This is a genomic window from Bacteroidales bacterium (genome assembly GCA_016709865.1).
GTDB lineage: Bacteria > Bacteroidota > Bacteroidia > Bacteroidales > VadinHA17 > LD21.
In genome coordinates, this window is the sequence record JADJLX010000002.1 from 547,937 (window position 1) to 566,880 (window position 18,944).

Sequence of the window (18,944 nt, forward strand, 5' to 3'; positions counted from 1 at the left end):
TTATATACCGAAATCGTCAAAAGCAATATTCTCTTTCGGGACACCCAGAATATCGAGTGTTTTGACAACAGCACTGTTCATCTGAGGTGGACCGCAGAAGTAGTATTCGATATCTTCCGGCTCCTCATGCTGACAGAGATAATTATCTAATAAAACCCTATGAATGAATCCGGTATAGCCGGTCCAGTTATCTTCTGGCAGTGGTTCGGATAGAGCAAGGTTGAATTTGAAATTCGGAAATTCTTTCTCAATTGCCCTGAATTCGTCCTCATAGAAAACCTCTCTCAGCGATCGTGCACCATACCAGTATGATACTTTTCTTCCTGTCTTCAAAGTCTTGAATAAGTGGAAGATATGAGATCTCAGAGGCGCCATTCCCGCTCCTCCTCCAATATAGATCATTTCACTGTTTGTGTCTTTAATATGGAATTCTCCATAAGGACCTGAGATAACAACTTTATCGCCTGGTTTACGGGAGAAAATATATGTTGAACACAAACCGGGAGGCACATTCATGTACTGTTTTTTTACATTATCCCATGGCGGTGTCGCAATTCTGATGTTAAGCTTGATAAGATTTTTTTCAGCCGGATAGTTGGCCATTGAGTAAGCCCTGAATGTTTCTTCATTGTTTTTTACTTTGAGATCCCACATTTTATAATGGTCCCAGTCGGGTCTGAATTGTTCTTCTATCAGGAAATCCTTGAAATTAGCCTCATATTTAGGAACATCTATCTGGACATATCCGCCCGGCATAAAATCCATTGCTTCGCCATCAGGAAGACGTACAACAAATTCCTTGATAAATGTTGCGACGTTTCTGTTTGAGACAACTTCACATTCCCATTTTTTAATACTCATAACTGCTTCAGGTACCTTAACAGTTATATTTTCCCTGATCTTTACCTGGCATCCCAGGCGCCAGTGGTTATGTTGTTCCTTTCTTGTAAAGAAACCTGTTTCGGTAGGCAGAATTGATCCTCCACCGTCAGTAATCTGGCACTTACACATTCCACAGGTTCCACCGCCACCACATGCAGAAGGCAGGAAGATGCCATTCGATGAAAGTGTTGACAGTAAGTTGGATCCGGGATGGACCTCCATTTCCCTGTCGTTGATATGCAGATTGACCATTCCTTTTGGAGCAAGTTTATTACGAGCAAACAGAAGGACACTTACAAGCATCAGGATTACTAGCAAGAAGACTATAATACTATATAATATGGTTGTACCTGTTGTAATTGCTAAGATCATAATTAGTTATCCGTTAGAGTTTAATTCCCATGAATCCCATGAAAGCGATTGCCATCAGTCCTGTTACTATAAAAGTAATGCCCAGTCCTTTCAGAGGATCGGGGACATTGCTATACCTGAGTTTTTCCCTGATGGCGGCAATACCGACAATTGCAAGCATCCAACCAACACCCGATCCAACTCCGAATACTGTTGCCTCTGCAAGTGTTTCATATTCTCGCTCCTGCATAAAAAGAGCGGCTCCAAGAATGGCGCAGTTTACAGCAATAAGCGGCAGGAATATTCCAAGTGAATTGTATAAAGCCGGACTGTATTTCTCAATTACCATTTCGACAAGCTGAACTATAGCAGCAATTACAGCTATGAAAACCATAAAAGTCAGAAAGCTCAGGTCAACATCTGCGAACCCCTCTCCAAGCCAGGCAAGAGCGCCCTTCTTAAAAATATAATTCTCAAGAAGAAAGTTCACAGGGACAGTGATTAACAATACAAATATTACTGCAACGCCTAATCCCACTGATGTTTTTACAGTTTTCGAAACAGCCAGGTATGAACACATACCCAGGAAAAAAGCAAAAATCATATTGTCAATAAAAATTGACTTTATGAATATATTTAAAAGATGTTCCATAGTTCTGATCGCTATTTATTTTCAATGAGGCTTTTATCCTTACTTCTCTGATACCATATTATCAGGCCTAACAAAATGAGGGCCATCGGTGGCAGGATCATCATTCCGTTGTTTTCATAACCAGTATTATAGATACCTGCTTTTGAAATTACCGGATAGCCATAAATGGTTCCTGAACCTAACAACTCTCTGAAGAAGGCAACTATTATCAGTATTATTCCGTAACCTGCTCCGTTACCTAAACCGTCAATAAAGGATGGCCATGGTTTGTTTGCCATTGCAAAAGCTTCCAGACGTCCCATCAGGATACAGTTTGTAATAATCAATCCGACAAATACAGAGAGCTGTTTGCTTACATCAAATGCAAAAGCCTTAAGGAACTGATCAACGAGGATAACCATGGTTGCAATTACCACAAGTTGTACAATAATCCTTATCCTGTCAGGAATGGATTTCCTCATTGCGGCAATTACTACATTTGAAACCGCCACAACGATTGTAACTGACAGTGCCATTACTATAGCAGGTTTCAGTTTTACTGTCACCGCCAGAGCTGAGCATATTCCCAGAACCTGAACTGTTATTGGGTTATTCCTACCCAGTGGAGCAGTTAAAAGTTTAAGATTTTTAGCCGAGAACATCGGTTCTTTTTCATGTTTACTCATATCCTAGTTTCTGTTTTTCAATAGATAATCGTTATACTTTACAATACAATCCTGAAGCATTTTCTCGAGTCCCTTACTTGTAATAGTGCCTCCGGAAATTGCATCAACACCATGGATATCTGATTTATCAGCGCCACCCTTGTGGACAGTTACAGATACAAATTTCCCATCCTGATAGATTGTCTTTCCCGGAAACATACTTTCAAATGCCGGTGTATTTATCTCAGCTCCAAGTCCGGGGGTTTCTCCTTTATGATCAAAAGTGACACCATAAATTGTATTCATATCTTTCTTAAGCGATACATATCCAAAGATAGGCCCCCACAATCCCTTTCCCTCAACAGGAATGATTATTATGTGCTCACCATTATCAGAAGTAGCGCCAAATACCGGAAGATATTGCTGATCAATGGGTTTCTTCTGTTCAACTTTTTGAACTATATTAAAAACATCGATACCTTCTATTTTCTCACCCTTTGTGTTAATCACAAAGCTTTCGGTGATATACTTTTCGTACAGAGCTTCTGTATTTTTGGCTGATGACTCGACTCCAATTGATTCGAGCATACTATTCTTTTTCTCAATTTCAAGATTTTTCAACTGACGAGGCTGCAGCAGTGTTGCAGCCAGCGAAAGCAATGTTGCCACGGCAATTACCATAACAGCTGAAAAAATAAATATATATCTGTTACTGAATTCTTTCATTTTGTATAATTATTTGTTGCGATGTTAGCCCGTTTCAATCTCTTTTTGATACTCGACTGAATAACATAATAGTCAATAAGAGGTGCAAAGACATTCATAAGCAGGATAGCAAGCATTACTCCCTCCGGATAAGCTGGATTCAACACGCGAATAAGTACAGAGAGAACTCCGATCAGGAATCCATAAATCCACTTTCCTTTTTCTGTCTGGGAACCTGAAACAGGATCAGTTGCCATAAAAACTGCACCGAAAGCAAAACCTCCCATTACAAAATGATAATAGAAAGGAAGCTCCATATATGGATTGACAGCCACAGCATTTAAAAGAAGTCCCATTCCCAGACCTCCGGCAAATACGCTCACAATTATCTTCCAGCTGCCAATACCTGTTATTATCAGTATGAGCGCACCAAGTAAAATTGCTAAAGTAGAAGTTTCGCCAAAAGATCCGGGGATCGTGCCGATGAACATATCCATAATGGATGGAAGTTTTGTTGTTTCTCCTGCCGCACTGAGAGCCAAAGGTGTTGCTCCTGAGAATCCATCGATCACACCTTGTCCTTTTGTTAGTCCTTCGGTCCATATTTTATCTCCTGACATCCAGGCAGGATAGCTGAAGAAAAGAAAAGCCCTGGCAAGAAGAGCAGGATTGAAAATATTCATTCCTGTTCCACCGAAAACTTCTTTCCCTAAAATCACTGCAAATGTTGTTGCTATAGCAACCATCCACAGAGGTACATCTATTGGCATTATCATAGGTATGAGTAACCCGGAAACCAAAAATCCTTCATTTATTTCATGACCTCTGATCTGAGCAGCAATAAATTCAATTCCAAGCCCAACACCATAACTCACAATTACCATTGGCAGAATCCTGATAAAGCCAAACCAGAAATTCTGGAGTATACCTGTTTCAAGGCCTAGTGACCTGAAATGCTGTAAACCTGCATTATAGGAACCGAAAAGAAATGCTGGCAGAAGTGCGATTATTACAACTGTCATTGTTCTCTTCAGATCGATGCTGTCGCGGATATGCGATCCTTTGAAAGTAACCTTGTCAGGAACAAAAAGGAATGACTCAAATCCTTCAAATACCGAACGTAACCTGGCAAACTTCCCACCTTCTGTAAAATGGGGTTTGATCTTATCTATCTTTTTTCGTAAGGAATCCATTGTATATTAATATCTTGTTTTACTAACTCATCTCCCTGATCATCAGCTCAATTCCCTTTCGAACAATTGACTGGATCTCAACTTTGGATGGACAAATATATTCACATAGTGCAAAATCTTCTTCTGCAATCTCATATATTCCAAGGTTTTCCATCAACTCAATATCCTCGGCCAGAATAGCTTTCAAAAGCTGCATCGGATAAATATCCATTGGTACCACTTTCTCATACATCCCTGTCATGACGAAAGCCCTTTCTCCGCCATGAAGATTAGTATCGAGACTGTAACTTTTCCGTGGCAGGAGACTTGAAGCAAATGTTTTTGAGAAGCTGAATTTATTAAGACCTGGCATCATCCAGCCAAAGAATTCATAATAATCACCCTCAGGGATAACTGTAACCTGCGAATCATAATATCCAAGAAACCCGTCAGCTGTAATCCTTGTTCCTGTAAGTACGTTTCCACTTATATACCTGAGGTTCCCCGGCCTGACATTATCTTTTACTATTGAGGCAATAGAAGCACCTGAGCGTATTCTATAATACTGTGCATTCAGTACTTCAGAACCGGTAAGAGCTATAATTCTGTCGTGTTTGTAAGCACCTTCCTCAAAAAGTCTTCCGATTGCCAGAACATCCTGAAGATTCACTGTCCATACCCTATCTCCCTTATTAATTGGTCTGATATGATGAATCTGTATTCCAACATTTCCTGCAGGATGAGGACCAGAAATGTATGAGATCTCAACGCCGGATGTTTTTTTCAGGACTTCTGAAGAATCACCTTTGCCATTCAGGATCATATTAATCTTACCATCAGTAAGTTTAGTAAGAGCAGCAATTCCTTTCCTGAAATTTGTTTCCTGTGAGTTATCAATAATGAAATTATAATCAGGAGCGAGAGGTGCAGTATCAAAGCCGGAAATGAAAATTGCATCAGGAACATTGTTTGGATTGGCAACAACATTATAAGGTCTCTGCCTTATTGCCGGCCATAATCCCGATTTGAGAAGAGTCTCCCTGATCTTTTCCCTGCTTAATCCGGCAGCATCAGCTTTACCGAAATCTACATACTCATCTCCCTCTTTCTGAATGACTATCTCAAGTAATTTGCGGCGATCACCTCTGTTAATGTATAAAACCTCCCCGCTGACAGGAGATGTGAATAATATTTCGGGACGAAGCTTATCATGAAAAAGAGGTGATCCGGCAAGCACCTTATCACCCTCCCTTACATTCAGTTTAGGAGTCAGTCCCGGAAAATCCACAGGCTTAACTCCATACAGGTTTGCAACTACCTCACCGGCAAGGGTTTTTGTTGCTACTCCCTTTAACTTTATGTCAAGCCCCTTTTTTAATCTGACTGTTATTGACATTGTAAATATTATATTTATAAATATTTTACCAAGATCTGTTAATAAATTAACAGCAGGGTACAAAAGTATAAATACCTAGGCACATTATAATAAAAGTGCCAAATATGATACAACATTTTTTTATTTTTACAGTTATTAAATATATATTCTTTCAAATCTTACATAAGCACCTACTTTTAAGAAAACAGAATATCCTTTTATGAGGTTTATATTATCCCTTTATTTCATTATTTCTTTCATTCCGGCAATTGGACAGATTAATACTTCTGATCCGGAAGTTTTTTCAAGCATGATCTTCGATCAGAAGATCAGGACTGTTCAGCTATATAAGGAAGGATGGAACCTGTCCAATCCGATTATTAAACTCAACAGCGATGAAAAACTGAATCTCCACTTCGACCTCATTAACGATCAGGCTGAAACATTCTATTACACCTTTGTACATTGTGATAAGGACTGGAAACGGTCGGACATTTTCCCAAATGATTATATGAGTGGTTACACAGACAATCCAATTGAAGATTACCAGGCATCATTTAACACAACTGTAGATTATTATCATTATAGGCTTACTATACCAAACGAAAGGGTAAGTTTATCATTATCGGGCAATTATGTGTTGTTGGTTTATCCGCAGGATAGACCCGGAGAACCTGCTTTTACTCAAAGATTTATTGTATCTGAAGATGCGGTTAAGATAAATGTAACCGCACACCGTCCGCAAATGACAAAGGACAACAACACTCATCAGCAAATAGATTTTACTGTCAGTTATTCCGGGCTCAGCATAAATGATCCATACAGGAATACCTATGCATTTATACTTCAGAATGGCAGATGGGATAATGCGAAAAAAAATATGAAACCTGATTTTTACGGAAATAATGAACTAAAATACAATTCGTTATCTGATAAAAACATTTTTCAGGGTGGAAATGAATTCAGGTATTTTGATATTAAAAGTATAAGGTACCAGACTGAGTACGTTAAAAAGATCGATTTTGTTATACCTTATTATAATGTGTACCTCTTCCCTTCTGAAAACAGGGAGTTCAAACCCTATTTTTACTGGAAAGATTTCAACGGAAAATATTTCATTGCCATACAGGAGGGTCAGAAACCCGATACCGATGCTGATTATGTTAATGTCTACTTTACTCTTCCGTCAAAACAGGCTATTGCAGGAGGTAATATGTATGTATCAGGCGGACTCACCAACTGGACTTTCGGCAGGAATAATCTTATGACCTATAATCAGGTAAGTGAACAATATGAATGCACAATGCTGCTGAAACAGGGATGGTATAATTATGAATATGTCTTTGTTAAGGATGGCACTTCAGATAGCGTTGCCGGCATTTTTGAGGGAAGCCACTATGAAACTGAAAATGATTACACAATTCTTATGTACTATCGTAATCCCCGTGAAAGGTACGACAGGGTCATTGGTACAGTAACAGCCAATACTTTAAACAGAATGGCCAATTAATGCTTTTCGTGAGAATCAATCCCATACTGCATATAAACAGTATGTTTCATAGTCTTAAGTATTTCAGTCATATACTCTTCAACAGCCCTTACTGAACCTGGAAGGGTATAAACAAGTGCTTTGCCCATTACCCCTGCCACTCCCCTGCTTAAAAGAGCATTGGGCTTTTTGGTTCCATATTTGATCCTGATGAATTCCATTATTCCTGGTATTTCCTTATCGAGAAGAGGTGTTACTGTTTCTACTGTTATATCACGCGGGCCAATACCTGTGCCACCTGTGGTTATTACTATGTTATACTTGTCAGATGCATTTTTCAAAAGCTCCGACAATATGGAAGCATCATCAGGAATAAGTGTAAGATCAACACTATATTCCCACTTAAGAGATGAAAAAAATTCTGAAATGATCTCTCTTACCCGTGGCCCGCTGAGATCATCGTACTCACCTCTTGAAGCCCTGTCGCTCAGGGTAATGACCAAGATCTTAAATTTTTCAGGAATGCTCATTTCTTGATTTTTTCGGTAAGGGTTATATTATCGATAACCATATTTTTGTCAACTGCCTTACACATGTCATAAACAGTGAGCAATGCAACACTTACTGCTGTAAGAGCCTCCATCTCAACTCCTGTCCTGCCCTCACATCTCACTTCACTTTTTATAATTACGCCGGTTTTGTCAGATACAACATCGACTTTTACATTATCGAGTACAATATTATGGCATAAGGGTATAAGTGATGATGTCTGCTTTGCAGCACTGATCCCGGCTAACTGAGCTACTGTGAGCACATCACCTTTTTTCAGCTGATTTTCTTTTATCAGTTCAATAGTTTCGACTGCAAGTGTTATATGCCCGGTGGCTTTGGCAATTCTCAGCTGCGGCTTCTTATCTCCTACATCGACCATTATGGCTTTACCATGTTTATCAGTGTGAGTCAGTTGTTTCATAGCTTTTATCCTCCAATATTATAAAATGCTCCTGTTTCATTAACTGATCCGCATGCCGGTTTCAGCTCTATTGCCTGCCTTATTGCTTCTTCATAGCCCAGCTTTCTGATATCAAATTCTATATTATCAAAGAGACAGGGTTTAAGTTTTCCGTTGGCTGTGAGCCTTAACCTGTTGCACAATGCACAGTCACCGCCGGTACCTCCCTCAACAGTTGAGAAGTGTCCCCTGACAAGATCCATCTGACGGATATACCTGATTTCAAGATTATTGTCAGTACAATATTTTGTTACGCCCCTGGCATCCTCTTCTTCCTTTGATTTAATAATTACACAGTTGATTTTTACAGGAAGAAGATCTGCTTTTCTAGCAGCCTCAATACCCTCAAAAACATCAAACACATTTCCCTCTCTGGTTATGGCTGCAAACCTTACAGGGTCTACAGTATCGAGACTTATATTTACCCTGTGCAGACCGGCTGACTTAAGTTCCGCAGCATATTGCTTAAGCATAATGCCGTTAGTAGTCATTGAAAGATCTGTAATACCGGGGATATCTGAAATCATTCTCACGAGTGCAGTAATACCCTTTCTCACAAGAGGTTCACCTCCCGTAAGACGGACCTTTGTTACTCCATTTTCTACAGCGGCTTTTGTGAAACTTGTAATCTCATCAAAAGTCAGAATATCCGCATGTCTGAGTAACTGAATCCCTTCTTCGGGCATACAGTAGCTGCATCGAAGGTTACAGCGGTCGGTTACTGAAATGCGGAGGTAGTTTATATTTCTGTTAAACCTGTCGTACACTTACAATCTCTCCTTTCTCTATACTTTTTTTACCGGGGTCCAGGGATATAAGTCCATCAGCCAGCGATAAAGCCGAAATGTGTGCTGAACCATGATATTCCACTGGTGACACCATGCCATTTTTTGTAAAACTTACAGGAATAAAAGCACGCCTGTCAGCAAGTCTGCGCGTGAAAGATACTTCCATAGGCAATTGAATGGAATGCGGATTAAGATCATGTCCCATCATTTTACAGATAAGGGGCCTCACAAGAAGTTCGAACTGGGTAAATGAAGAAACCGGATTACCGGGCAATCCGAAAACAAGCGCCTCAGGATGTACCCCAAAGGTTGTAGGTTTTCCGGGCTGCACATTAATTCTGGAAAAAAGGATTTCTACACCAGCACTCTCCATTACACCGGGAATAAAATCGAAATCACCCATTGAAACACCACCTGTAAGTAATACAATATCGCATTCTTTTATCGCCTGTATTAAAAGCTCAAAAGTTGCCTGCTTGTCATCACGGGCAATACCAAAATACTTACCAAGTGCTCCTGCCCTAAGCAGCTGGGCAAGAAGCTGATAAGCATTTGAATTTCTTATCTGGCTGATCCCGGGTTTTGTATATGGTTCTACCAGTTCATCTCCGGAACTTATTACAGCTACAACCGGTTTTTTGTTAACTGCCACAGAGGTACAGCCGACTGCAGCCATTACTGCAATCTCCTGTGGACGAATCAGCTGCCCTTTTCTAAGTACAACATCTCCGGTTTTAATATCCTCTGCTTTAAAGGCTATATTTTCTTTGGTGAACGACCCCGTGTACTTCACTTTTCCTGATGGAAGAATTACCGAATCCTCAACCATAAAGACCACATCAGCACCTTCTGGAACTGCAGCTCCTGTCATTATTCTTGAGCTCTGATTTACTGAAACTACCTTTTCAGGCTGCATCCCGGCAGCTATAGTCTCGAGTATTTCAAGCTCATTTCCAAGATCAGCTTTCCTGCATGCAAATCCGTCGACTGTTGCCTTATCGAAGGGCGGCATATCCATGTCGCTTGAGACATCCTCTGCAAGAATACGGCCCAGGGATTCAATAAAAGAGACTGTTTCGGCCTCCTTCAGGGTGACCTTGCTCATCACGATTTTATATGCTTCTTCGAATGATATTACTTTCATTTTGAATTTTGAATTTTGAACTTTGAATTTTGATAAAGGCAAAGTCACGACTTCGCCCTACATAACCTTTCATATTTTCCTATTTATCTCCCTGCAATGCAATTCCCGCCTCCTCTGAAAATGTTATCCATACCTCAGATAACTCACTTAAAGGCTGTTGTCTGAACGATTCAGCAGATATGTCGATATAAAATATATCTCCTGTATCGACAGTAATTTCCATCCCGTATTCCGATGGAAGCATATCTTTTACAATCCCCTTTAAACAGTTGGATGATCCTGCAGGTGGATTGAGAGATATTCTGATTTCATCACTTCTCAGCAAAAGTAATCCTTCGCCTTCAGAAAAGCTTCCCTTTACATTAAATATTGTATTATTCTCAGAGACAGCTATCCATTTTCTGTCTCTAATTATGTAGTCAACCCTGAAGAAGTTCCTTATCCCTGAATATCTTGCAACAAATTTATTTACCGGTTTCCTGAATACTTCAAGCGGACTTCCTTCCTGAATTATCCTGCCATTGTGAATTACACCTACCCTTGAAGAGAGACTTAATGCTTCCCTGTAGTCGTGTGTTACGTGTATAATAGTGAGTCCCTGTTTATTAAGCCTGCGTAATAAACGTTTTATACCATCCTTCAGGCTCGCATCTATAGAGGCCATTGGTTCATCGAGAAGAAGCAGCCTGGGAGATGTAATTAATGTACGTGCCAGAGCAACTCTCTGAAGCTCCCCCCCGGAGAGATTGTGTGTACTACGTGCGAGCAAATGTGAGATATTAAGATCATCCGCAACACTGTTTACCCTCTCTTTTATCTTCGATTCAGACTCTTTTCCTGCATGCAGGGAATATGCTATATTTCCGAATACTGTCATATTCGGGAAAATGGCATAATCCTGAAACACAAGTCCGATGCCTCTTTTCTGAAGCCGCTTATGAGTGATATTCTCGCCATCAAGCCACAATTCGCCGGAATCCGGATCAGTCAGTCCTGCAATAAGCTCAAGTAACTGTGTTTTTCCTGAACCCGACCTTCCCAGAAGCACATAGTATGTCCCTTCAGATATCTCCAGATCAATATCTTTCAAATGGAAATCTCCCATCTTCTTCGATATTTTCTTAAGAGTCAGCATACTCTGATTTTGCAATTACAGGTTTTCGTTTCTCCGACAGTAATCTCAGAACAGTAAAAACAACAAGAGCCACAATGATAAACAGAACAGCGGCCGGACGCGCATAATTAAGTCCAAAAGAGCTGAATCTGTCATAAATAAGTACCGGGGCAATCATTGGATGATAGGCGATGATCACTACTGCGCCGAACTCGCTCATTCCCCTGGCAAACATCATTACAAATCCGGTCATTATGCTTCTCCACGCCAGTGGAAGGGAAATTGTAAAGAACACACGGGAACGGCTTGCACCAAGATTAAGTGCTGCCTTTTCAAGTCTCTCCGGTACTGCTGCAAATCCTTCACGGGCAGAGTTTATGAGGAACGGGAGACTCACAAAGGCCATAGCGATAGCAATACCGGCAGGATTATTTACAAGACTTAATCCAAATGCGGAGGCAGCTTTTCCAAGTATGCCATCTCTGGAGATAAAACCAAGAAGTGCAATCCCTGCTGCAGTGTGAGGCAGTACGACCGGTAAATCAATAATTCCCTGTACAACACTTTTCAGCGGAAATGATTTACGGGCAAGGATCCACGAAAACGGAACAGCAGCCAGTGCAAACAAAAATGTTGCAGAGAATGAAACCCATACTGTAAGCCAGATACTGGCCTGTACCTCCTTATCGGCAGCTGTCTCAAAAAACTCCCCAGGTGCGGTATGTAAAAACATACCAACAAGAGGTGCGACAAGAAAAAGCAGCACCAGCGAAGAGAGTAGAAGAAGTATCCAGTTGAATGGTCCGTACCTTTTCATAAAAGGATTAATTCATTTTAGTATCTTTCAGGTACCTTTGAAATTGCCGCGGAAGCTTATCATATTGCTCTGAGGAAAACGGAATTATTGGTTCCTGCCCGTTCTTCCTGAAGATTTCAATCCCTTCATTACTAAGTATAAAACCTACAAATTTAAGTGCCTCATCCTTATTTGCAGCAACCTCCGGAATAGTCAGACTATAATTAATAAAGTCACCCTTAACAGTCATTTTTGAACCGGGGGTGCTTCCTGCCACATCCAGTGAAACTGTATTGTAATTATCATTCATATTGGGATTAGAAAGGTTAATTTCATCAGGAAGGTCGATATATTTCAAATCGTGCTGTATGGCAACTGACTTATATTGAAACATATAGTCAATAGCATTTGACTCGATAAGCGCAATAAGGTCAACCTCTTTGGGCCTGATAAAATCCCTGTTTTTTGTTATCAATTTTTCTGTTAGTCCGGGGTAGTCATAGAACTTCTCCGCAAGCTTAAATGATAAAACAGTTCTGTATCCGCAAGGGTCGAAATCGGGTTCTGCCCGGGCATATATTACATCATCTCTCGAAAGGATTTCAATCCAGTTATTAGAGGTTATCTCTGAAGAATACTTTGATTTATCATTGTAAGCGATTACAATTTCATTAGTCGCAAACCTGATGCTCCAGCTTGCATACTCAGGTATAAGAAGCTCATTTATAACAAAATAGTCGGCAGAAGCCATAATATCACATGGTTTCTTAAGCTCCGTGATTTTTCTTGCACACACCAGGCTTCCGGCAGGTTCAAGAAGTATTTTGATGCCGGGGTTTTTCTTTTCATACTCATCCTTCAGCTGCTTGAACGGCACTGAAAGACTGCCGGCATGAAAGATTATTATCTCCCCTGATCTACCTGAGCCACTGTTTCTGCATGCTGTTATTAAAATAACAGTAAATAATGAATAAATGAATACCCGCTTCATTCTCTTTCAGCGATTTTGTTAATCCTTTTGAAAAAGGATTTTACTGTATCATGAACATTATCTTCAAGTTCTGCTTTAAGATCAATATAAGCGTTTGTCAGCTCCACCCCCTCTGAAGTAAGGTCTGTTTTCCCGCCTGCTTTCCCTCCACGGTGTTTGCCAACGAGCTGAAACCCTAAAACATTTTCTATTTGCCTGAGAAGTCCCCATGCCTTCCTGTAGCTGATATCCATATTACGGGCTGCAGCCACAATAGATTGTTCTTTCTTTATTTCTGTGAGAAGCGTAAAGCCTTCTTCACTGATAATTGTATCATCCTCTCGTGTCACCAGCCGGATCTGCTGTTTCAGGAAGATGTCGTAGTATTTTGAACCTTTGGGACCTGCCATAATTAACGAATTATGATTATGTTGGGACGCATAATAATGCGTCCCTACGATATGCAAATGTAAAACATTTGCATATCGGTATGGTAACACATTGATTATTATTTTTTAGAAACCCGGATTTACACCATTTGCAGAATTGCTGTGATTGTCTTCCAGTTTCTGGCAGTACCTGTCACACCCATTTTCTTCTCGAAGAAGTTTGTATACAATTTGGTTTTGCCAAATCCATTCGGACAGAAGATGAATATCTCTGATCCTGTGATCAGGAATTTATCGGGAGGATAATTGATGTTGCTGACCTTATCAATCTGGATATCAGATGGCTTTGCATGAAGAAATATTACTGCCATTTTAGACGGGTCAAAATCCATTTCATCCAGGAATGGATTTACCGAAAGAAGAGCTTTCAATTCCTCAACTGAGCGAATCATTGCAGGGACTACAAAACTGAACTTATTAAGGATCTCCTTTTCAATTAATTGTGCAATATCAGATTCAGAAATTCCTCTATTGTCGCTGAACAAAACGTTACCACTTTGAATATAAGTACGTACTTCACTGAAGCCCAAACTATTATAGAGCGCAGCCAGATCGGTCATTTTAATTGAATTATGACCTGTCATATTTACACCACGAAGAAAAGAGATGTAGGATTTCATCAGTATTCTACTGGTAGTCTTTAACGACATCTAACACTTCAGGAAAATCCATTCCGATTTTTTTGAGATGAGCAATTGTAGGCACACCGTTGTTATTCCATCCCCTTCGTCTGTATACTGCGTCTCTGAGTCTTTCGTACTGATCTTCACGATATTTACGAAGCACTTTCATTTTATCTTCGGTGGTCTTTCCTGCGGTACTGAATCCAACCTTTTCCTGAAGCTGTTTGTCATACCGTTCAGCGCGTGATTCATATTCTTCTTTGGTGACAGGTCCTGCTGCCCGGTAAGGCTGATTATCATTTACCCGTTTACCGTAGCCCCGGCGAAGGTTAAATACTCTCTGAAAATTATATACTCGTTCCGAATCTTCAATCATCCTGAACTTATCAAAATCCCTGCCTGTAACTGCCTTGTATATTGTTACATAATTATCAACGTGTTCAGGTACTTTAGCCGGCTCATCACTTGTTGCATTATTTTCGGGTTCAACATCATTCCATGGCAGTTTACATAGCCCGACAAGTCCAAACCATGTGCGGAACATAGGGAAATAATGAAGTGCCTCTGCTTTATTTTCAAATGTAGGAATCTGATTATTAACCATATCCATAAATATCAGCCAGGCTTCATCGTGCTGCGGACCTTTGTTTGTAAGCGCGAATCCGCCCTGCTGTGCAAGTGATTCCTTAGGCATATACTGGGAGTATTCAAGTCCCTTGTTTTCCATCCCTATGTCATTCAGTAAGTCTGTATCGCCCCAGCCATTCTTTATGAAAAGTTCTTTCATCTTTCTCACACCTGTTCCAGCAATCTTGCCAAAACCTTCACCACGTGCCAGCTGGTGGAGCATTTCCAATGCAGCCTCCGAATTGCCGAAATTTAGTTCCAGTCCTCCGGTTCTCTCCTTATTAAGAATGCCATTCTGATAACACTCCATAATAAAAGCAGTAAGAGTGCTCCAGGTGATTGTGCATATTCCGTAAGTGTCGCAATAGAAATTCGTCTCGATTATATATCCCGGATCAAAGATGCCGCAATTAGCTCCCAGTCCTGCAGCATTCTCATATTCAGGTCCGTCGACAATAACAGTTTTGCCTTTGTAGGGTCCGGTCTTAACTATATAATCATCAATGCCTTTACTGCACGACATGTTGCAGCCAATCCAGCAGCCATCAGGGATATTCTGAGTGAAGTGACTTTTCCATACAGAAGAGTCGATCTTAAATGCATCAGGATGACTGCCAAATTTATAATTCATAACAGGTAACAGGTCGTGATCATTCATTATCTCCATAAGGTGTGCTGTTCCTGTCTGCCTCATCTGGCACTGTTTATCATCAAGCTCGCGCATCTCCCTGTTAAATCTTTTGCCCCTTTCCATTATGGCATCGAGATCCACCACGTTATTCAGGTTTCCCTTTACACCTGGTATTTTACATACAAGTGCTTTGATCCTTTTATTGCGGAATACAGTACCTATTCCTCCCCTTCCTGCTTGTTTCAGCCGTACTTTTTTTCTTTTTAGATCATAAAAGCTGAAGTTGAGCATTCCAATCAGCGAATGCTCAGCTGCAGATCCTGCTGATACTACACCGATTGACTTTTTCTCATTGTCATTATCAGCAAAGATCTCTGTAAGCTGTTCAGCCAGCACATGGCTGTCGGAAGCTTCATCCGGAGCTTCGAATATTTCAATTTTATGATTAATACCATCTATAAATACTATTACATCTTTCTCCGCTTTGCCCTGCAATTCAATTGCATCAAAGCCTGAGAACTTCAGGAACGGACCAAAAAAACCTCCAACATTGCTGTCCATTACAGAGTCAGTCTGAGGCGATATTGTTACAACAAGCGATTTGCCTGTGCCGGAATACTGTGTTATGCCACCGATTGGACCAGATGAAATGATAATCTCATTTTCAGGATCATCCCATTTTGTATCTGGTTTTGTTGCATCCCATAGCAGCCTCAGACCATACCCCTTTCCGCCTATGAATTTCTCTTTCATTACAGCAGGGACACTCTTTTCCTTAATCTCCGGAGTACCAACATTAATATAAAGGATCTTGTCGGTGTAGCCTTTATCAAGAGGAGTCCATTTATACTCCCAAGCCTTAATCAGCTTATGCTGGTTTTTGATAGATGCTATGTCCATTTTCCTGATATTTAATTTAGTACGTTAATGGTTGTTAGAGAGATCAAAGGTATTAAACTGAGTGAAAAATTAATATGATTTAAATCAATATGCTTTAGATTGCATAACGTAAGATGAGGATTCAACCCATTGCATTAATTTGTATTTGTGAGTATCTTTATATCGGAAAATGATTAACCATGAGGTTTTCTGAAATCAAATCACACCTTAGCAGATTCAGTGTTGGGATAGCCGGTGCCGGCGGACTAGGCTCCAATTGTGCTGTTGCGCTTGCCAGAAGTGGAGTTGGTACCCTGATTATAGCTGATTTTGATATTATTGAAGCACTGAATCTTAACAGGCAGTATTATTTTACTGATCAGATCGGCCAGATGAAAACTATAGCTTTGAAAGAGAATATTTCCCGCATAAATCCTGATGTGTTTGTTATTGCTCATCAAAAAAGGCTTGACCGGTTTAATATTCCCGAAATATTCTCCGGCTGTAATATAATAGTAGAAGCGTTTGACAGCTCAGTCATGAAAGAGATGCTTATTGAAACTGTTCAGACAAAAATGCCGGGGGTACCATTAATAATAGGATCGGGAATGGCAGGATGGGGAAACTCGGAGCTTATCAGATACAGAAAGATTGACAATACTCTTTATGTATGCGGTGACGAATCAACTGAAGTTTCTGAGGATATACCGCCAATGGCACCGAGGGTTGGGATGGTTGCCAGCATGCAGGCAAACGTTGTAATTGAGCTTTTGATGAATATCGGAATTTAGTGTAAGAACAGGTGAAAATAGTACTTAATAACAGGGACGAGGAGTTTAATCAGGACTCTATAACAGTATCCGAGATGCTATTAATGAAAAAATTCTCATTCAGGATGAGGATAATCAAAATAAATGGTAATCTGATAACGAAAGAGGCCTATGATACAACTGTTATTAATAACGGCGATAATGTTCAGATGCTTTACCTCATGAGTGGAGGTTAGAAAAAATATTGTAGGTTTGTACCGTGATGCAGAGGTTTAATTTCATAGAAAAAGTCCCGCCGGTTTTAAGGAATAAATACATTCTGACAATAGCCATTTTTGTTGTGTGGCTGCTGCTTTTTGATTCCAACAACCTCATAGCCAGATATAAAGAAATGAGGGAGTTACATAAACTAAAGATAGACAGGGAATATTATATCAATAAGATTGAAACTGACAAAAAGAAGCTTCATGAGTTAAAGACGGACAATCAGAATCTCGAGAAATTTGCCAGAGAGCAATACCGTATGAAAAAGCCTGATGAAGACCTCTATATAATTCTAACACCTTCTGAAGACCGTAAGATTACAAGAAGGAATAACTAATCTGTTCAAACTGGTCTTTCCAGCTTTCTGAAATATTTCAGCAATTCAACCGGGTCCTCAGAATTACAGTTTGCACCAATTGTTTGGAGCAAGAGTGACGCAGAGACGACAACAGGTTGTTTTTCAAACAATTCAGGATGAACAAAATTAAGATACTTAACAATTCTGAACATATTAAACCAGCCGAAAAACCTCTTTCTGAATGAATCCAGTCCCGATGTATTATTCTTAATCTCAGTTAGTTTATTTATCCATTCAACTTTATCCGAGAATCGTTTAATTCCTTCCGGCAGGTTATCAAAACAGTCTGTAAGCTCCTCTGCCTTACACCTGAAGAACTTTTCAGTCATGGCAAAATATGCTCTTAGTTCAGTAAACGACTCCATATTATAAGTCATAACAACAGTACTTTCTTCCTTGGAGAGTTTCTCAATTGAAGCACCTGTGCCGAATGGAACCCTGAACGAAGGGCGCGGAGAAGGGTACACTGCAGTTGAATTAAGGCTGAAATAACCACCTGCAGGAACCAGTTTCTGGATAAAGTAGAAATCCTCACCAGCCTGTTTACGGTTCATTCCGCCTGCTTTAATATAAGGTAAGGCCCTGACAGCGATTGCTGAACCTACTGTATGAAAGATCCACGGAAATCCTGTGAAGGCAAGGCTCTGAAAATAGTATCTGAGATGCAGCTCATACTGTGCAATCGATTCATATACAGAACGGGGAAAATCATCTCCTTCCAGGGGATGCTCGAAATAAATTGAACAGGCTGATCTGTCCTTTCTTTTTAAGAATTCAGAATATACAGCTGTAAAATAGTTCTTAGCCACCAGACAGTCGGCATCAAGATTCAGAATAATGCCTTCAGGCCTGTCTATAGAATTAAACCGTCTGACAGCCTCATCCATTCCTGTTTTTCTGGCCAGCCCCACGCCCCAATCCTTTACTGATGAGTCGGCTGTGAAAGCAAAAAGCCGGAAGAAACAATCTGAATGTTCTTTCTTCCAGCTCTCTATGTCTGATATAGTTAATCTGTTGTTTTCGAGGCACTCTTCTGAAGCATCATTGGGTGCATTAACAACTATTATTACTTCAACCTTACAGCCAGGCCTTTCACATAGAATAAGTGATTCAAGCAGTCTGACAATGTCCGGTTCATTATACGAAGGAACGACAACTATTATACCTGTCTGTTTATCAGGTACCTCATTAATTATCTGAGGGAATAATGCCCTCTCATTAAGCCAGGTCGAGGCAAAACCCATATGAA

General features: G+C 40.2%; 21 protein-coding genes. 4 read left to right on the forward strand and 17 right to left on the reverse strand.

The genetic code is table 11. The features are described from left to right. From IPJ16_04200 to IPJ16_04225, 6 genes are read right to left on the reverse strand one after another with little or no spacing between them, the layout of a single operon-like run. Positions 1-1,254, reverse strand: coding sequence for an NADH:ubiquinone reductase (Na(+)-transporting) subunit F (locus IPJ16_04200; protein MBK7626390.1), 1,254 nt, complete (start codon positions 1,252-1,254; stop codon positions 1-3). Positions 1,255-1,267: 13 nt separating this feature from the next. Beyond that, entirely contained in the window at positions 1,268-1,885 is a 618-nt protein-coding gene (nqrE, locus tag IPJ16_04205) for an NADH:ubiquinone reductase (Na(+)-transporting) subunit E (GenBank protein ID MBK7626391.1), read from the reverse strand. An 11-nt stretch (positions 1,886-1,896) separates the two neighbouring features. Then, positions 1,897-2,550 (reverse strand): NADH:ubiquinone reductase (Na(+)-transporting) subunit D, encoded by a 654-nt coding sequence (locus IPJ16_04210; protein MBK7626392.1) that lies wholly within the window; start codon positions 2,548-2,550, stop codon positions 1,897-1,899. A gap of 3 nt (positions 2,551-2,553) precedes the next feature. After that, on the reverse strand, positions 2,554-3,255 hold the full coding sequence (gene nqrC / locus IPJ16_04215) for an NADH:ubiquinone reductase (Na(+)-transporting) subunit C (protein ID MBK7626393.1): 702 nt from the start codon (positions 3,253-3,255) through the stop codon (positions 2,554-2,556). Continuing rightward, the gene (locus IPJ16_04220; protein MBK7626394.1) at positions 3,252-4,427 is read right to left on the reverse strand and encodes an NADH:ubiquinone reductase (Na(+)-transporting) subunit B; all 1,176 of its coding nucleotides are present in this window, start codon (positions 4,425-4,427) and stop codon (positions 3,252-3,254) included. Before IPJ16_04220 ends, nqrC begins: the two co-directional genes overlap by 4 nt. Positions 4,428-4,449: 22 nt before the next feature. Next, a complete protein-coding gene (locus IPJ16_04225; GenBank protein ID MBK7626395.1) occupies positions 4,450-5,802 on the reverse strand; it encodes a Na(+)-translocating NADH-quinone reductase subunit A in 1,353 nt (450 codons plus the stop codon). Between the two features lie 199 nt (positions 5,803-6,001). Between IPJ16_04225 and IPJ16_04230 the strand changes: the two genes are divergently transcribed. Continuing rightward, a complete protein-coding gene (locus tag IPJ16_04230) occupies positions 6,002-7,291 on the forward strand; it encodes a DUF5103 domain-containing protein (GenBank protein ID MBK7626396.1) in 1,290 nt (429 codons plus the stop codon). Here the strand turns inward: IPJ16_04230 and IPJ16_04235 are convergent. The 10 genes from IPJ16_04235 to IPJ16_04280 form a co-directional block, all read right to left on the reverse strand. Further along, positions 7,288-7,800, reverse strand: a complete 513-nt coding sequence (locus tag IPJ16_04235; protein MBK7626397.1) for a MogA/MoaB family molybdenum cofactor biosynthesis protein — start codon at positions 7,798-7,800, stop codon at positions 7,288-7,290. The two genes, IPJ16_04230 and IPJ16_04235, sit on opposite strands and share 4 nt — an antisense overlap. Beyond that, the gene (gene moaC / locus IPJ16_04240; protein MBK7626398.1) at positions 7,797-8,243 is read right to left on the reverse strand and encodes a cyclic pyranopterin monophosphate synthase MoaC; all 447 of its coding nucleotides are present in this window, start codon (positions 8,241-8,243) and stop codon (positions 7,797-7,799) included. Before moaC ends, IPJ16_04235 begins: the two co-directional genes overlap by 4 nt. 5 nt (positions 8,244-8,248) lie before the next feature. Further along, positions 8,249-9,049: a radical SAM protein gene (locus tag IPJ16_04245; protein MBK7626399.1), complete on the reverse strand. Its 801-nt coding sequence runs from the start codon at positions 9,047-9,049 to the stop codon at positions 8,249-8,251. Continuing rightward, on the reverse strand, positions 9,033-10,214 hold the full coding sequence (locus IPJ16_04250; protein MBK7626400.1) for a molybdopterin molybdotransferase MoeA: 1,182 nt from the start codon (positions 10,212-10,214) through the stop codon (positions 9,033-9,035). Before IPJ16_04250 ends, IPJ16_04245 begins: the two co-directional genes overlap by 17 nt. Before the next feature lie 79 nt (positions 10,215-10,293). Beyond that, entirely contained in the window at positions 10,294-11,349 is a 1,056-nt protein-coding gene (locus IPJ16_04255; protein MBK7626401.1) for an ABC transporter ATP-binding protein, read from the reverse strand. Continuing rightward, positions 11,336-12,145 (reverse strand): ABC transporter permease, encoded by an 810-nt coding sequence (locus IPJ16_04260; protein MBK7626402.1) that lies wholly within the window; start codon positions 12,143-12,145, stop codon positions 11,336-11,338. The genes IPJ16_04255 and IPJ16_04260 overlap by 14 nt, the downstream gene beginning before the upstream one ends. Before the next feature lie 7 nt (positions 12,146-12,152). Then, the gene (gene wtpA, locus IPJ16_04265) at positions 12,153-13,115 is read right to left on the reverse strand and encodes a tungstate ABC transporter substrate-binding protein WtpA (GenBank protein ID MBK7626403.1); all 963 of its coding nucleotides are present in this window, start codon (positions 13,113-13,115) and stop codon (positions 12,153-12,155) included. Beyond that, complete coding sequence (locus IPJ16_04270) at positions 13,112-13,504, reverse strand: LysR family transcriptional regulator (protein ID MBK7626404.1); 393 nt, start codon at positions 13,502-13,504, stop codon at positions 13,112-13,114. Before IPJ16_04270 ends, wtpA begins: the two co-directional genes overlap by 4 nt. Before the next feature lie 119 nt (positions 13,505-13,623). Further along, positions 13,624-14,163: a DUF1697 domain-containing protein gene (locus IPJ16_04275; protein MBK7626405.1), complete on the reverse strand. Its 540-nt coding sequence runs from the start codon at positions 14,161-14,163 to the stop codon at positions 13,624-13,626. A gap of 7 nt (positions 14,164-14,170) precedes the next feature. Continuing rightward, the gene (locus IPJ16_04280) at positions 14,171-16,324 is read right to left on the reverse strand and encodes an aldehyde:ferredoxin oxidoreductase (protein MBK7626406.1); all 2,154 of its coding nucleotides are present in this window, start codon (positions 16,322-16,324) and stop codon (positions 14,171-14,173) included. A 179-nt stretch (positions 16,325-16,503) separates the two neighbouring features. On the opposite strand from IPJ16_04280, the gene thiF reads away from it, so the two are divergent. The 3 genes from thiF to IPJ16_04295 are packed head-to-tail and all read left to right on the forward strand — an operon-like array spanning position 16,504 to position 17,674. Next, positions 16,504-17,094 carry a sulfur carrier protein ThiS adenylyltransferase ThiF gene (thiF, locus tag IPJ16_04285; GenBank protein ID MBK7626407.1) on the forward strand — a complete coding sequence of 197 codons (591 nt, stop codon included), beginning with the start codon at positions 16,504-16,506 and terminating at the stop codon, positions 17,092-17,094. Positions 17,095-17,105: 11 nt separating this feature from the next. Further along, a complete protein-coding gene (locus tag IPJ16_04290; protein ID MBK7626408.1) occupies positions 17,106-17,309 on the forward strand; it encodes a sulfur carrier protein ThiS in 204 nt (67 codons plus the stop codon). Positions 17,310-17,335: 26 nt separating this feature from the next. After that, positions 17,336-17,674 (forward strand): septum formation initiator family protein, encoded by a 339-nt coding sequence (locus IPJ16_04295; protein MBK7626409.1) that lies wholly within the window; start codon positions 17,336-17,338, stop codon positions 17,672-17,674. Positions 17,675-17,679: 5 nt separating this feature from the next. Here IPJ16_04295 and IPJ16_04300 read toward each other — a convergent pair whose 3' ends face one another. Further along, positions 17,680-18,939 (reverse strand): glycosyltransferase family 2 protein, encoded by a 1,260-nt coding sequence (locus IPJ16_04300; protein ID MBK7626410.1) that lies wholly within the window; start codon positions 18,937-18,939, stop codon positions 17,680-17,682. Positions 18,940-18,944: the final 5 nt, after the last annotated feature.

What these genes read in the sequence shown, in the direction of transcription:
- IPJ16_04200 (MBK7626390.1), bottom strand. Translation starts at nt 1,254, where the DNA reads ATGATCTTAGCAATTACAACAGGTACAACCATATTATATAGTATTATA.
- nqrE (MBK7626391.1), bottom strand. Translation starts at nt 1,885, where the DNA reads ATGGAACATCTTTTAAATATATTCATAAAGTCAATTTTTATTGACAAT.
- IPJ16_04210 (MBK7626392.1), bottom strand. Translation starts at nt 2,550, where the DNA reads ATGAGTAAACATGAAAAAGAACCGATGTTCTCGGCTAAAAATCTTAAA.
- nqrC (MBK7626393.1), bottom strand. Translation starts at nt 3,255, where the DNA reads ATGAAAGAATTCAGTAACAGATATATATTTATTTTTTCAGCTGTTATG.
- IPJ16_04220 (MBK7626394.1), bottom strand. Translation starts at nt 4,427, where the DNA reads ATGGATTCCTTACGAAAAAAGATAGATAAGATCAAACCCCATTTTACA.
- IPJ16_04225 (MBK7626395.1), bottom strand. Translation starts at nt 5,802, where the DNA reads ATGTCAATAACAGTCAGATTAAAAAAGGGGCTTGACATAAAGTTAAAG.
- IPJ16_04230 (MBK7626396.1), top strand. Translation starts at nt 6,002, where the DNA reads ATGAGGTTTATATTATCCCTTTATTTCATTATTTCTTTCATTCCGGCA.
- IPJ16_04235 (MBK7626397.1), bottom strand. Translation starts at nt 7,800, where the DNA reads ATGAGCATTCCTGAAAAATTTAAGATCTTGGTCATTACCCTGAGCGAC.
- moaC (MBK7626398.1), bottom strand. Translation starts at nt 8,243, where the DNA reads ATGAAACAACTGACTCACACTGATAAACATGGTAAAGCCATAATGGTC.
- IPJ16_04250 (MBK7626400.1), bottom strand. Translation starts at nt 10,214, where the DNA reads ATGAAAGTAATATCATTCGAAGAAGCATATAAAATCGTGATGAGCAAG.
- IPJ16_04255 (MBK7626401.1), bottom strand. Translation starts at nt 11,349, where the DNA reads ATGCTGACTCTTAAGAAAATATCGAAGAAGATGGGAGATTTCCATTTG.
- IPJ16_04260 (MBK7626402.1), bottom strand. Translation starts at nt 12,145, where the DNA reads ATGAAAAGGTACGGACCATTCAACTGGATACTTCTTCTACTCTCTTCG.
- wtpA (MBK7626403.1), bottom strand. Translation starts at nt 13,115, where the DNA reads ATGAAGCGGGTATTCATTTATTCATTATTTACTGTTATTTTAATAACA.
- IPJ16_04270 (MBK7626404.1), bottom strand. Translation starts at nt 13,504, where the DNA reads ATGGCAGGTCCCAAAGGTTCAAAATACTACGACATCTTCCTGAAACAG.
- IPJ16_04275 (MBK7626405.1), bottom strand. Translation starts at nt 14,163, where the DNA reads ATGAAATCCTACATCTCTTTTCTTCGTGGTGTAAATATGACAGGTCAT.
- IPJ16_04280 (MBK7626406.1), bottom strand. Translation starts at nt 16,324, where the DNA reads ATGGACATAGCATCTATCAAAAACCAGCATAAGCTGATTAAGGCTTGG.
- thiF (MBK7626407.1), top strand. Translation starts at nt 16,504, where the DNA reads ATGAGGTTTTCTGAAATCAAATCACACCTTAGCAGATTCAGTGTTGGG.
- IPJ16_04295 (MBK7626409.1), top strand. Translation starts at nt 17,336, where the DNA reads ATGCAGAGGTTTAATTTCATAGAAAAAGTCCCGCCGGTTTTAAGGAAT.
- IPJ16_04300 (MBK7626410.1), bottom strand. Translation starts at nt 18,939, where the DNA reads ATGGGTTTTGCCTCGACCTGGCTTAATGAGAGGGCATTATTCCCTCAG.